Origin of the sequence: Thermogutta terrifontis, from assembly GCF_002277955.1 — a bacterium.
Lineage (GTDB): Bacteria > Planctomycetota > Planctomycetia > Pirellulales > Thermoguttaceae > Thermogutta > Thermogutta terrifontis.
This window is the reverse complement of the sequence record NZ_CP018477.1, coordinates 2663403-2677999: the sequence shown is the minus strand read 5'-3', so window position 1 is coordinate 2677999 and position 14597 is coordinate 2663403. Positions and strand designations below refer to the sequence as shown.

The following is a 14597-nucleotide window of genomic DNA, read 5'->3' as shown; positions in this document are numbered from 1 at the left end:
GTGGCGTGGCCCGGGTTGAACCGGGCCCTCCAGTCTCTCACATGTTTGGGATGCAGCCGGGACGCTCGGTCGGCGTGGTACCCGGGCCTATTAAAGGGACGCCCTTTACGGTGTCCGTCGAACTTCAGACCCAGGACCCAAAAAGGGTCAGCACCACGTCTATTGCAGTCCGAGCGATGAGATTGGTCCCGGTGCTTCCGTAGGCCTTCACGTACGGGACGTTGCGTAACGTCACGTTCCAGTCCGACGTCACAAACGTCAATTCGTTACCGATTACCTTCAGATAGTCGTTACCGGGAGTATCAAACAGCCGGGCCTCGTCTTGGTTCGAGTTGCCCCCTTCGATAAAAACTGCATCAAAGGCCTTTGCCCGCCGGTAAGTGTTTACATCCGCGGCAATTGCCTGCCGATCGCGAAGCGTCCAGGCGGTGGCAGACAGCCCTCCTGACAGATAGGCAGTATCATAACCGGCGGTCGCGTATCCGTGGACGTAGCGAAAACCTTCGACCGTGTGACGGAATCCCGGTCCTACCATCCGTGATACCTGCGGCGAACTGACGAACGTATCGTCGCCGCTGGAGTCCCAGAGTTCAGCAGCATCCGCTCCACCGTTGACAGAACGGGCGGTTACCTCTTCGAACGAGGTCAAGATCATATTGAAGCCGGGACCACTAAAAAGTGTTTTGCCTGACCAGGAACGCAACCGATCATCACCCGCCGAGTCTGTGAGCTCTGTGATATCCCAACCGGATCCGCCATTCACAATGATCTGGGGGATCCCGCGGATGGTGATGAGTTTTTCATTCATCGACAGGCTCAACCATCTCGGCCCGGCGACGAGGCGGTCTTGCTGAGAAGACCCGCTCAGTTGAGCCACGTCGGTCCCGCCATTTCCGACGACTTCCACCGTCTTGAAAAATTTTGCCCGGGCAAAGTAACCGTCTCTCCGAATGCTCACCCAATCAGGCGTGCCTGTGAGAATGTCGGAGTTGGTTGACCCAAAGAGTTGAGCCGAGTCATTCCCGCCGTTGCGGCTGTATGCATGTACGTACCGGAAACCTTTCACGCGGTGATAAAATCCGGAGCCTGACATCACGGAGTAATCGGGGCGGGCCACAAAGCGGTCATCGCCCATGGAATCAGACAGATGGGCGACATCGTCCCCACCGGCGCGGCTGTATGCGTGCACGATGGAAAAATTTTCCACGTTGATTTCAAATCCCGGACCGCGCAATTGGGCAAAACCGGGTTGACACACAAATACATCGTCACCGGGAGAGTCGCTCAATTCGGCCGTATTGTTCCCTTTACCGGCACATACCTGTACGAGTTCGACCCCCGAGGCGGATACCGCGATTGATCCACTTGTGGCCCGAATTCCACCTGGTTCACCCCGGAGATACCAATCACTGTCGTTCAGGACCAGCGTGAGGCTGTCGTTACCTTCCAAACCATTTGCGGTGATACTCAGGGCGCCGCCGCTACCAGTGAATTCATTCGTGAGGTCATATTGGACGCCGTTTACCGACACTACCAGCCCGTGCTGAAGAGACAGATTTATTTGATCATCGCCCGAGGTGCCGAAAATCGTGACGCTTCCGGGATGAATTCCAACCAAGTTGATCAGACGGATTTCACCCTGGAGACCGTCGAGAAGGAGGTAATACTCCCCTCCGGCCAGCACAGTCCAGTCAAATCTTTGTGGGTCTGCTGAGAGTGGGTGACTACCAATCGTTTCGCCCTGCGCGTTGTACAGCGAAACACGTGCGGTAGAGGACGATATTGAGTCGGGCACCACCATCGAGAGCAGGCCATCGTGTGTGGCTATCAGTCGGTAGAGCTGGGGCCGGGAGGTATCGACGAGAATTGATTGTAGCGTGATTTCGCCCAGGTCAACCGAGGTCGAGGGAATATTTGAAATGGCCAGATTGACGTCCGTGCGCTGTTCCCCTGGGGTGAGTGAAACCGTTACCCCGGGATCGGCAGAAACCGGCCACGCCGAGGCGGCCCTTGCGCAGCGCACGGTGTAGTCGCCGGCAGCAAGGCCACTGAAGATATACGCACCGTTAGAATCTGTAACGGTGTACGGTTCTTCATAAGAAAACGTCAGCGACCAGCGGTTGAGCACGCCCGTGTCCCAGGGCGCGGTGTCGGATACTTCCAGGGACCACGTCCCGTCTGCAAGATCGTCTTTGAGAAGTCCCAGGGGATCGACAGGACGAAAAGTACCTGTAAAGGGGGCAGCGGCTTCCAGAATGGACCGTGACGCAGAGTCATCAAATACGGTGTCAGTGAAGTTATCTCCCGAACCACCCGCATTGGCGACGAGCGTGACGCGTTTTCCCGTGGGGCTTATGAGCGTGATCCGCAAATCGGCAACGTAGGTATGCGAAATATTGATGGAAACAGTAAGATTGTGAACTCGTCCTACACCGGAGACCTGCAACTGAGAAATGATGGTTCCGTTGTCTTGAAGAGGGACCGATGAATTTTGGGTAAAAGTCGTTGAACCGTGATTCCAGCGGCCGTCGCCATTCAAATCGAGATACACGAGCTGGTTGGACATTCCACGTTCGCTCGGATCCCGTTGTCTGTCTCGGTTTTGATCTTCAAACACGATACCGCTTATGAGGGCTCGCTGGGGAGGGACCCAATCTCCCGTTTGGAGGGCAAGCTCAGGATCACCAAACAATGTGGACGTGAAGTGGATCCACCGATAGGCACCGCCGGCGCTTAAACGGAAGAGGTTGTCGAGTTTGGAATCAACCAGTGCTTCACCGAGTCGTACTTTATGCTCATTGAATATCGCATCGAAAAAGGCCAGGGCGTAGTCGTGGCTGCCACCGGGCGTGTTGCCAGGCACGTACCATCCATATCGGGTGTTCATGACGACTGCCACAGCGCCATGCGGCGCGACAACGTGCCCTTCGGCAATGGCCACGTCGCGAGTGTCGAAAGCGCCGGCATCACACCCCTGCGAATACATGAAATAGGGAAAGGCGTTGCTCAGTGCGGCTACCTGAGATACGGTCATTCGTGCGACATAGGTGGAATTGGCGTGACCTAGATGGTGGACGATATTCGGCGAGGAGTTTAACGCGGCCACAATCTGGGCCGTGGTCCAGGCTTGAGTGTCCGAATCATAGAGGGTTTGCACATTCCAGTCTGAGGGAATTGTCTGTTGCCGGATAATTTCGTTTGAAATCGACCCCTGAGTGATGCTATCAAGTTTTTCGCCCAAGAGCAGGGCCGTTGTGGCATTGGGATGCGGCGTCGTTGCGTACAAGAGCGTTTTGGCAACGAAATTTCGGGCCTCTGTGGCGTTGCTCACCGGTGCCCTGCCGACGAAGAGTTCCGGAACCAGGTCGATGTCCCCACCGTTGAGTCCATCTGTTCGTTCTCCCCACAAGTTGTCGCCGTCCCGGTTCCATGGCCCATCCAGACAGGCGTAATACATGTCTGTGGCAAGCGCTGTTTCAACCGTGTTGCCTACAGCGACATACACACCGCGCGCCGGCACGACCTCGGCGTCACCTCCGAGCAGGACCCACCGTGTACCGTGGTTGAAATAGGCGTCCGACAGGAACTGACGAATGCGGTCGGCAAGGTCTCCGTTTTCCGTCCCACGGTAGTTTTCGGCTATCCATTCGGTGGTCACGATGCGCGCGGTGAGACCGCGGGCAATTTTTTCCTGGACCAGCGGTTCGAATTCCCTCGCGAGTGCCGCGCTGGTGACAACCACGTACTCATAGGGGTCAACCGGCGGGGAGGCCGTGGCGGTCGAATATGTTTGCAGGACCTCTGGATTAGCAACAAAGCCCGCCACCTGACTCGCAAGCAGCGGATTCACGGGTAAGTCGTCGGCGGTGGGAGTGAGGGTAAGGTTAAGCTCGATTTGCCGAACAAACGCCAGCTCTCCGGAAGAGTGGTCGTAAATGATCGGCGAGATGGAAACCGTGGCAAGACGATATCCACCCCAGATGTAGTTGGAGAAATGGACAATCTCTGACGCGCTCAGAGAGCGGTCCAAAACCTGGGTCCAATCGAGATGGGCGTCCTCCACCGAGTCGAAGGGCACGGGGTTGGGCGCCACGACCGGAGGTAGCCCGTGGCCAATGACGTCGATTTGACTTGTGAGAATCGGCTCGACGGCGACAAGCTCCGTGCCTGCAGGAAGCGCCAACAGCACCGATGTCACGGGGAGAACCGGATCGCCTGTTGCCAGCCAGAGATCCGTGCCGTCGAGTGAGACCATGACTCCGGCACCTAACTGCCGGATTTGCGGGTCCCCCTGAAACGTCGCACGGAGGCGTGCGATTGTGCCGTTGGTGGTGGACTCGAAACCGGACCATGACAGTGCTACCGCCCGACTTGTCGCGCTGGACTGGCTGCCAAAATTTGTCAGGGGCAGGAGTGTGTCCGTCAGGGGACTGACGGAGAAGAGATCGCGGGCTTCGAGCATTTCGAAAGAGCGACGCCGACCAGATCGTCGCGGGCGCCGAGAATTGTGCTTCTTCACGCCCCAGCTAGCCAGTAGCGGTAAAAGGCTTGACAAAGGCCGTGCGGGACAGTCAGCAGCGGGGAGGCGGTCGTTCCAGTACCACAACCCAGCCGAGAGAATAGAGCGTCGTTGAATAGTCATTGTTGTCGTACCTGAGTAGTAACCAGAAGGCTGCAACTCCAACGATGAAACAGGGTCTTTGAGTGACTGATAAGCCTGTGCAATTCCTGGAGAAAAGACACAAGCCATGACGAGCGTCGGTCAACCCAGTCGTGGGCATGCTTGGGGACGCCCCGACTCGGTCCTCGTAAAACCATAGGTCACAGTAGCTGGCAAGATGCGCCGAACTTGAGCTGATCTGCCCAGATTAAGCTGACAAAAATACTCAGGGGGTACAATTGAATTCAGGTTGTACAGAAAATGCGGACAAAACCGGCGGGGTTGGAGTGGAAAACGGGGACCGAGGCCCCTGCTCGCCATGGGGTTGGGAGCGATCAACCTCGCTCGTGTGGACTCGTGCCGGATTTCCACAGGCGCGTAGGGGATCGGACGGACTCCTACCAGGCGGCTTTGCGCACGGTTTTCTGGCCCATACAATAGATGAAAGTAAAAACCTTCAAGGATGGCTGCCTGCTCTCGGGCGCCCGTAGCTCAACTGGATAGAGCATCGGTCTTCGGAACCGAGGGTTGGGGGTTCGACTCCCTCCGGGCGCGCTTCGATAGGGCTCCGGCGTGCGTGCCGGAGTTACTTTTTTGATGGGGATGTGATCTCAGACTGTTGCCGGATTTTTGCATTTGCGGCCATTTTGGCTCGCGAAAAACTTCCGAAAAATTGGGAGCAGGGAAGGAGGCTGCTGGGCTGACTCATCCCCACTTTTGCAAAAAACCATGACGTGCCACGAGTGCAAAGTGTGGTAGGGGCAATTCATGAATCGCCCCTACGAGTGGCGTGGCCCGGGTGGAACCGGGTCCTCCAGTCCCTAACTTGATTGGGCTGCAACCGGGACGCTCGTGCGGCGTGGAATCCGAGCTTATTGGAGGGACGCCTTTCACGACGTCCGTGGAACACAGAGTGGCACGCTTGTCGTGCCCGGTCATGCAAAACAGAGTATCCAACGTTGAAGAGGCAGACCTGATAGCAGGTGCATCCTGGGCGACACGAGCCAATTGGGCACGGCACCCACTCGCCAGAGGAAAAGCCGGGCTGTGTTACCTGGGCGCGGTTGTTGGGATGATGGCCTCGGTCCGTTACAATACGTATTTCTCGACTTGTTGTGTGAGTTACGGCTTTTGTGCGGTGGCGGGCCAGTTACCTTGAGAGGACGGGTTTACCATGGCAAGTTGCGTGCTGGCTTATTCCGGAGGATTGGATACCTCAGTCATTCTGAGTTGGTTGGTTGAGAGGGGCTACGATGTCCACGCGGTCTATGTGGATCTGGGGCAACCGTGTGAGGACCGTGGGGCCATCCTGGAGAAAGCTAAAAGAATCGGAGCCAAATCTGCCCGGCTGGTGGACGCCAAAGAAGAGTTGTGCCGGGATTTCGCTTTTCCGGTCATGCAGTGGGACGCCCGGTATGAAGGTGTCTACTTGCTGGGTACGTCCATAGCGAGGCCTCTTATTGCCAAGGTCTGTCTTCAGGTTGCCCGGGAGGTTGGTGCCGATACTTTTGCCCATGGTGCAACCGGTAAGGGTAACGATCAGTGTCGCTTCCAGCTTGCCGCGGAAGCCCTCCAGCCCGGGATCAAGGTCCTGGCTCCGTGGCGCCTGGCAGAGTTCCGTGAGAAATTCCCCGGGCGGAAGGAAATGATCGCATATTGCGAACAAAAGGGAATTCCCGTCAAGGCAACGGCCGCGAAGCCGTACAGCTCGGACGAAAACTGCCTTCATATCAGTTATGAGGCCGGACGTCTGGAAGATCTTTCTGTCAACGGCGTGGAGTTGGTTGAATTTGGAATGACCACGCCACCGCAGAGGGCGCCTGACCGTGTGGAAAAAGTCACCATTGCGTTTGAATCAGGCGTTCCCACCCGGGTAAATGGCGAGAGTCTCAGCGCCTATGAAATTGTTAACCGACTGAACCAGATTGGCGGTCGGAATGGCGTCGGGCTGGTGGACATGGTGGAGAATCGCTTTGTGGGGATGAAGAGCAGGGGCGTTTATGAAGCACCAGGAATGACACTCCTGTACTTCGCCCATCGGCAAATCGAACAATTGACGCTTGATCGAGATGTGATGCACTTGCGGGACCGACTGGCTCCGGAGGTAGCGGAACTCGTTTATTATGGCTTCTGGTATTCCGCCAAAATGGATGCCTTTCTCGCGATGATCCGCGAAATTCAGAAGCCGGTGACTGGGGAGGTGACACTCGGCTTGTATAAAGGAAATATCTTCGTGGATCGCCGGACCAGTCCCAACAGCCTTTACGATGAAGGCATTGCCACAATGGAAGCGGGCGGAGATTACAACCAGAGCGACGCGGAAGGATTTCTGCGGATCCAGGGCCTTCCTCTGCGTGTGCAAGCGCGGGTACGACCGAGAACCTATTGATTCCTCACGGGCGTTGGCGTTTCCGGTCAACCGACGTCGGATTAGGCTTGGGTTCAGTGGACGCCGCCACGAAGCTGGATTTCGCTCGCGCGTCAACCCGCCGGCACACATGTCCCATCCCCAGGCCTGCAAGAATCTCCGAGTGGCCACGGCGGAACATGTTTTAGCGGCAATTCATGAATTGCCCCTCCCGTGTGGCCAGCAACTGAACCGAGGAGTTGGAGCTGGCTCAGCAAAATGGACTATCCAAACTTTGGAAAGCAGATGCAACGAACACGTCCCGCCGCAAGTGGACGTGACAATCAGCTCCCACGGGGTTGAATCTCGCTCCTACGTGAACCTTTGTGAACCTTCGCGGCTCCATCGCCAGGGAAAAAATTTGGGGACAGGTCGGCACACACAGGTCGGATGGGACTCTGATGGTTCTCAATCACGTTGCGACAAAGACTGGGGTGCTGTATCCAGTGCAGAAAGGAGACTCCTGGCGAATTGCTGGAGTTCGCGAAGGACTTCCTCTTTTGGCCGCGTAGCAGCTTCGGAAATGCGCCGAACAAAAGCCGATCCTACGATGACCCCATCGGCGACCTGTGCCACCATTCGGGCATGTTCCGGCCGACTGACGCCAAATCCCACACAGATCGGTAGATCGGTCTGCTGCCGTAACCAGGCCACATTTTCCACCACGGTGGCTGGTAGCTCAGAGCGTTCACCGGTAATCCCGGCCACGGACACATAGTAAATGAATCCCCGGCTTTTTTGGGCGATTTCGATCGCCCGAGGCCGCGGCGTGGTGGGAGTAATCAATTGGATCAAATCCAAATCCGCTTCATCGCACACCGCGCGAAGCTCGCTGGACTCTTCAACCGGCAGATCGGGGACGATGAGTCCTGCCAGACCGGATGACCGCGCAGCCTCGACGAACCTCTGAAGTCCGCGTCGGAGAACGATGGCATAACTCACCATTCCCACGATCGGAGTAGCAACCTTCGGTACAACCCGGGCGACAGTGTCAAACACCGCGTCCACCTTGACCCCACTCCGCAGTGCGCGGGTATAAGATGCCTGAATAACCGGGCCATCCGCGATGGGATCGCTGTACGGGAATCCCAATTCCAGCAGCGCGCAACCTTCCTCGGAAAGCAGTTGAATGACCTCCTCGGTAAACTCCAGATTGGGATCGCCCGCCGTAAGAAACGGCATCAGGGCTTTTTTGCCATGCTGGCGGAGTTGTTGAAAAACGGTAGAAACAGCCGACATATGGATTTCCTGCTGCAAGCTTCCAGAGTGATCGCAAAGATACAGAGGATATACCCGCGCGTCTATGCGAAATCATGCCCCAGCAGTCTCGCCACCTCCTGGGTATCTTTGTCTCCTCTTCCGGAAAGGCAGACGACGATCACCTGGTCCCGACCCAATGTTGGGGCCAGCTCCATGGCCTTGGCCAGGGCATGGGCACTTTCGAGGGCGGGAAGGATGCCCTCCAATCGCGCCAAGGTCTGGAACGCTTCCAAAGCCTGGCGATCGCTCACGTTGGTGTAGGTAACACGCCCCGTCTCTTTCCAATAACTGTGTTCGGGTCCCACGCCCGGATAGTCCAAACCGGCGGAAATTGAGTGCACGTCCGCAGTTTGGCCGTCTTCGTCTTGCAAAACGTAGGAGTAGGTACCGTGAAGAATGCCGGGTCGACCGTAACAGAGGGTCGACGCATGGTCCCCGAGACGGGAAGAACGCCCTCCGGCTTCGACCCCCAGAAGTTTCACATCGTCATCAATGAACGGATAAAACATGCCGGCGGAGTTGCTTCCTCCCCCTACGCATGCCACAATCCAGTCCGGTAGTCGCCCGAATTGTTCAAGGCACTGTGAGCGGGTTTCCTTCCCGATGACCGATTGAAAATCGCGGACAATTTGTGGAAAAGGATGCGGGCCGGTGACCGATCCGAGGCAGTAGTGTGTCGTCTCGACGGAACTCATCCAGTCGCGAAGCGCCTCGTTGATTGCGTCACGAAGCGTTCGTGATCCACTGGTGACAGGCACCACCTGGGCCCCGAGCAGCCGCATGTTGAAAACATTCGGCCGCTGACGACGCATGTCTTCTTCACCCATGTAGATAACGCACTCAAGGCCGAATCGAGCACATGCCGTGGCGGTTGCCACCCCGTGCTGACCTGCCCCGGTTTCCGCAATGACCCGTCGCTTTCCCATGCGGACCGTGAGGAGCGCCTGGCCGAGCGAGTTATTAATCTTGTGCGCACCAGTATGGTTGAGGTCTTCCCGCTTCAAATAAATCCGCGCGCCGCCGCAGAATTCTGATAGTCGTTCCGCGTAATACAGCGGGGACGGTCGCCCAACATAGTGGCGGTAAAGGTGTTCAAGTTCCGCGTGGAAAGTGGGGTCCTGTGTGGCTCGCTGATATTCGGCCCATAACTGGTCCAAGGCAGCGATCAGGGTTTCCGGCACGTAACGTCCGCCAAATGGTCCAAATCGGCCACGGGCATCAGGAACCTTTGAGAGCGAATGGGCAGTCTGCTCCATGGGATTTTGCCGCGCAATACAAATATGGGAGATTGCATTATCAGCCTGAGTGTGCTCAGGCATCCAGAAAGGTAGATGGTTGACGCTCAACGATCATTTATCCATCCTACACTAAAACCTTAAGAAAACGCAGTCCCGCCATTCACCGGCGGCAGTCTTGGTCTTTTACGCACATCCGCTGTGGGACGTCGGTCAGGTCGCACCGCTCCAATACTTTCAGCCAGCGAAATCGGCCAGGCTCCAGGAAAAGCAGCAGCGTCAACGTGATCAGCGTGGACCGCTCACCGCAACTTGATCGTTGCCGATTATCACTAGCATCGATATAGTTTACCAATAGAGGTTGGGGTGGCTTTTAGGTCGCGCATCGGTGCTGCATTCGGATCGTTTCAGAGAAACGGTGCTCACCCGGATTAAGAGGTAATGAGTTGACGCCGTGCTGATACTGCTGACAAATGACGATGGAATCTATGCGCCAGGGTTGGCTGCTTTGTCTCGAGCGCTCAAGCAGTTGGGGGAGGTGCAGGTCGTCGCTCCCGCCACAGAGCAAAGCGGAGTGGGGCATTCCATCACTTATTTGCGCCCACTCATTCTCAAGGAAGTTTTTCAGGGCGATAAGCATTTCGGGTTTGCGGTCGACGGAAGCCCGGCGGACTGTGTCAAACTTGGTGTGACGGAGTTGTGCCCTCGTCGTCCTGATGTTGTGGTCAGCGGAATCAATGTAGGACTCAACGCGGGTATTGCCGTCCTGTATTCGGGAACCGTTGCTGCCGCTATCGAAGGGGCGTTTTTCGGGATCACGAGTATCGCCGTATCGCTTCAGTTTGAGGAAAATCCCCTATTCGACCGCGCGGCAGAAATTGCAGTGCAGATCATTGCCCAACTGTTAGAGAAAAAGGCTGCAGGAAGTCGGCTTTTCAATCTCAACATCCCGACGGCGGCCGTGTTCAATCCACAGCCTGAAGTGTGTGTTGTTCCGATGGATGTGCGTCAGTTCGGCGAGCGGTACGAGAAGCGCGTGGATCCATGGGGGCGAACGTACTACTGGGCAACCGGCGAGCCGGCGCCGGAACCCGGAGACCACGGGACCGACCTTTCCGTGTTGGCTCAGGGGAAGATTGCGATCACACCACTTCACTTCGATCTCACGGCTCACAACGCGCTCAAAGCTTTGGAAACATGCCGATTCTGTGTGCAGCAGCCCCCGACGTGGGAAAACGGGACGGTGGTTTCGGCACCACTGGTTGTGCGCTCCACCCGGCGATTACAATCGATTGTGTCGCCAGAAACTGATCAATCCTGAAAACATTCGTTGAAGAGGTGTGGCCATGGCCCGATTCCGCTGGAAGAAGTTGATTTCCTTGGGTACTGGACTGGTCGGGCTGGTGTTTGTGATTGGGTGTTCAACAAGTTCCGACGACTCTTTTCGGGTGACACCGAAGCCGAGTGCTGGAGGGCAGGTTACGACGGCCCCGGCTCCCGCTTCGCCCGCGCTAGCAACTCCGAGTCCGCCTGCCGCAAGTCAACAACGCCGCCCGGTGGCGATGCCTCCAGGGATTGCGCGTCCGGAGGACGTGACAAGTGATTTTGGTGCCGCTCCATCGCCCCCAAGCCCACCTAGCTCTCCACCAAGTACAGGGATGGTGCCGCCACCGCCGACGGCCCCACAGGCACTGCCGCCCGCCACTGAGGGGCAGTACGTGAAAGCAGATGTGGGCGTCGGACAAAAGGGCAGCAGTCTCCAGCCAGGCTTTTTGACCACGCCCGTATACGTCTATTTCCGCAGCAAAGAACACATGGCGTTTCGAATTCAGGTTCCCCAGGCTTTGCAATTATTCGAGGCTGAACACGGCCGAAAGCCGCAATCGCACGAAGAGTTCTGGCGGGAGATTATTGAAAAAAACAATATTCAGCTTCCCAGGCTTCCACCAGGGCACCGATATGTGTATGACCCGCAAAGAGGAGAGCTTATGGTGGAAGTTCCGGCTGGGTCGCCGCCGCCATAATTTTTCGGGCCAAGGTAGCGGATTCGCTCCCCCTACCAAAAAGGGTTTCCCTGAGCGGGTCGCGTCGTGGCTTTTTCCCAGTGAGTTCCCTTGAGTTTTTCCCCTGATTAACCCGCTGGTGAGATCCGGTCGAACTTGTCTCGTGACCGTGGATGGTGGTGGGCCAACCTAAGCGCTGCGGATTACGGTTGCATCGCGACGCCGCGTAATTACGCTAAAAAAGGGCGATGCAATAGAAAAGCTCTTGATCGGTCGCGTATGCAAACCTTTCGAAAAGCTCTTCATCCACGCATGATTCTTGGGGTTAAACTGTCTGGGCGCGCTACGGGTTTTACGGCGATTGGTGCCCTGGTGCTGTGCGGGTACCTGCTGTTCACCGCTTCGAAATCGCGGGCTGAAAGCTGGATTTTCCAGCCTTCGTATTTTTCTCATAACGATGAAGGCCGTCGCATAGTGCAGTTTTCTCCACCGCCGCAAGTTGCCTTGCCATACGCACCCAATTATGTCGTCAGTGGATACCGCCACAGCCGCGCAACAATCCGGGGTGCAGAGAGTTATGATCACCTCCATATCGTTAAAACTTGGGGGTTAGGGGCCTACATTCGGCCGTATGAGGAGTGGGAATTTCCCTTCCGGCCAGGGGCTACCCCGTTCGGACCGTGGGGTAATCCGCAGGGGCCGTGGACTCTTCCATTTCAGTCGTGGGTCAACCCGTTCGCTCTGGGCCAGCTTCCCAACCCGCCCTGGTGGCCGTATTTCCCCTGGACGCCGGGTCTCATGACGCCTCCCCCCTCGCCACCCAACGGCGGCGCAAGCAACCCGTGAAATGGTTTTCGAGGCCGGTGACTTATCTCGCCCAGCCCGCGTGTACCGATCATGCGGCTTCTGCTCATTGTAGCGCGGGATACCGCGCGAGTTCATCCGGCCGATAAGATTGCCCGACTGATAGCTAAAAGGAGCATCTTACCCTGATAGTCCCCGCTTTTCCCGGCCTTGAGCGAGCGGTTCGAGTTACGTGATCCATGGGCGACAACGAGCAGAAACCCCAGGAACAACCCAAACCACCTCCGCCAACCCCGGTCCTCAACCAGGTGATCCTGGCTGTCATCGGGCTGTTGTTGGTCCTGTCTCCAATTGTCGTGCTTTCTGGATCGGGGTCTCTCGCGGCCGTGCTAGCCAAAATCTTATCGGGAGAACCGGTCCTCACGTCCCTCGGGATGGGCAACGGGTCCGATCAAAAAACGGTCTCCCCGCAAGAAGTGGAAGAGGCTCTGCCACCATTAGTGGACATGAGCGAAATATTCCGCTTCGATATATCCCCTGATTGGGTGGTATCGCGATTTCCACGTGTTACTACAGGTCTGGCTATTTTGAACTTTCAGGGATACCGTGTACCACTCGTCACAGGCACCGCCGAAGACGATCTGGTAGGCACGGTCACTTATTACTTTGATGCTTCGCGGCAGGTTCGAAGGATCGTGTTTGAAGGCACGACCGGTAATCCCAATCGGCTCCTCGCTTTTTTGGCGACCTACTACGGATTTGTTTACCGTCCGACGAACAATCCGGCCGTTTACCTCTACGTCGTGCCCGAAGAAGGGTCGCGGGGGGAAACCCACAGCTACTTGTGGATTCGGCCGCGAGGAGTTCTGACCAGTAGCGATCCGCAGCACCGTTTCGATCTAAGTCTGGTTCTAGAGCGCCCAGACCGATAACCGTTTGCATCGAGTGTCTGGTTCCTGGAAGAACCGACCTGGGCACCGAGACAAGGTGTTCCCAGCCCCGGCTGAGCTGCGGCTGTCTACCGCGCGGTTTCCGGATTGCCGTCGGTATCCCGCCAGACCACAACTCGTTTGCGCTCCGGCTCGATTCGCATGCGCACCTCGCCATCGTGGAATACGCGCACCGTACCGCTGGATTGGCTGACGCAAACCGCCACGGCTTTTGTCCGGCGGGTAATGGCCGCCGCGGCCCAGTGTCGCGAACCCAGTCCTTTGCTGAGGGAAATCCCATCAGCCGAGCAGTCAATGTGACGGCACGCAGCCACAACATATCCGTCTTTGCTGATAATGAACGCCCCGTCGAGCTGGGCGATTTCCTTGATCCCCTCGCGAACCTTGGCATCAAATAGGTTTCGCTCGCGTTTGCTGTATCCTCGAACAGGGTCAAAGCCCAGAGGCCGAGTATGGGCGAGAACGCGGCGGGTATCACCAATGACGAAGATTGTGCCGACTGGTTTTCCTTCCCGGCCTTCGCGACCGATCTCGATCGCCAGATTGATGACCAGCTTGAGGGTTTCGACGGGAATGTCTGTTTTGAGCTGGCGTAACTCGCGAACGGTCAGTCTTCCCAAGTAATCTGACAGGTGAAACAGACTGAGGGTGTCCAGCGACGTCGCATCGAAGGCCCCATAAACGGCAACCAGATCGTTGCCCATGGCCACGTACTCCTCCGTCACGCACTCCACAAGGGCCTCCGCCAGGCGGTCCTGGGGCGATGACTCCGGCATGTTGGTGATCACGACGTGGACTTTCGAATTATGCAGAGGCTCCGCCTGGGCAGGCGTGTCCACCGCCACAATCAGTTTTTGATCCCCCAGCAGCCCTGTCACGCGGGACCAGTCTGCCTTTCCCGGCCACAAAATGAGAATGGCTGCCGCTTCAGCCGCCTTGGCCACCGCCGCAGCATGCTCCAGGAGTAGTTTCACGTTCTCGGTCAAACGAAGAGTTTCACCACCTGGGGAAGTTGCCGGAGACTTGGAATCAGTGGCAGCCGGTGTCCGGGCTTCAGGGTTCATAGATCGGGAGAAACAAATGTCGTCTGGAGGGGAAGACGGTACTCCTGGGGAGCCGGTTCGGTCCCGCACACATGGGGATCAAACTTCATCATATTTGTTTTTTACGGGCTGAACAATGCGGACTTGGAAGCCTGTAAACTAATTTGGCTCGGGTAAGGGGTGGCGCAATAGATCACGAACCTCCGGAATGACTGGTGCGGCTAGCCAATCCGAA

General features: G+C 56.8%; 9 protein-coding genes and 1 tRNA gene. 6 read left to right on the top strand and 4 right to left on the bottom strand.

Features of this window, described 5'->3' with window-relative positions:
* Positions 1–124 precede the first annotated feature (124 nt).
* Positions 125–4642, bottom strand: a complete 4518-nt coding sequence (locus THTE_RS09905) for a C25 family cysteine peptidase (RefSeq protein WP_168175832.1) — start codon at positions 4640–4642, stop codon at positions 125–127.
* A gap of 499 nt (positions 4643–5141) precedes the next feature.
* Between THTE_RS09905 and THTE_RS09900 the strand changes: the two genes are divergently transcribed.
* Both THTE_RS09900 and THTE_RS09895 read left to right on the top strand, forming a co-directional pair.
* Positions 5142–5215, top strand: a tRNA-Arg gene (locus tag THTE_RS09900).
* A gap of 619 nt (positions 5216–5834) precedes the next feature.
* Entirely contained in the window at positions 5835–7049 is a 1215-nt protein-coding gene (locus tag THTE_RS09895) for an argininosuccinate synthase (protein ID WP_095415289.1), read from the top strand.
* A 426-nt stretch (positions 7050–7475) separates the two neighbouring features.
* On the opposite strand, the gene trpA is transcribed toward THTE_RS09895, so the two are convergent.
* Entirely contained in the window at positions 7476–8306 is an 831-nt protein-coding gene (gene trpA, locus THTE_RS09890) for a tryptophan synthase subunit alpha (protein ID WP_095415288.1), read from the bottom strand.
* A 62-nt stretch (positions 8307–8368) separates the two neighbouring features.
* Positions 8369–9583, bottom strand: a complete 1215-nt coding sequence (gene trpB / locus THTE_RS09885; protein WP_095416847.1) for a tryptophan synthase subunit beta — start codon at positions 9581–9583, stop codon at positions 8369–8371.
* A 433-nt stretch (positions 9584–10016) separates the two neighbouring features.
* Between trpB and surE the strand changes: the two genes are divergently transcribed.
* The 4 genes from surE to THTE_RS09865 all read left to right on the top strand — a co-directional run bounded on the left by surE (position 10017) and on the right by THTE_RS09865 (position 13301).
* Positions 10017–10883 carry a 5'/3'-nucleotidase SurE gene (gene surE / locus THTE_RS09880; RefSeq protein WP_095415287.1) on the top strand — a complete coding sequence of 289 codons (867 nt, stop codon included), beginning with the start codon at positions 10017–10019 and terminating at the stop codon, positions 10881–10883.
* A gap of 25 nt (positions 10884–10908) precedes the next feature.
* Entirely contained in the window at positions 10909–11586 is a 678-nt protein-coding gene (locus tag THTE_RS17975) for a hypothetical protein (RefSeq protein WP_157732008.1), read from the top strand.
* A gap of 291 nt (positions 11587–11877) precedes the next feature.
* Positions 11878–12411, top strand: a complete 534-nt coding sequence (locus THTE_RS09870) for a hypothetical protein (RefSeq protein ID WP_157732007.1) — start codon at positions 11878–11880, stop codon at positions 12409–12411.
* 197 nt (positions 12412–12608) lie between these two features.
* Entirely contained in the window at positions 12609–13301 is a 693-nt protein-coding gene (locus THTE_RS09865) for a DUF6690 family protein (RefSeq protein ID WP_095415284.1), read from the top strand.
* Positions 13302–13387: 86 nt separating this feature from the next.
* Here the strand turns inward: THTE_RS09865 and THTE_RS09860 are convergent, their stop codons facing one another.
* Positions 13388–14305, bottom strand: coding sequence for a DNA integrity scanning protein DisA nucleotide-binding domain protein (locus THTE_RS09860; RefSeq protein ID WP_237260116.1), 918 nt, complete (start codon positions 14303–14305; stop codon positions 13388–13390).
* Positions 14306–14597: the final 292 nt, after the last annotated feature.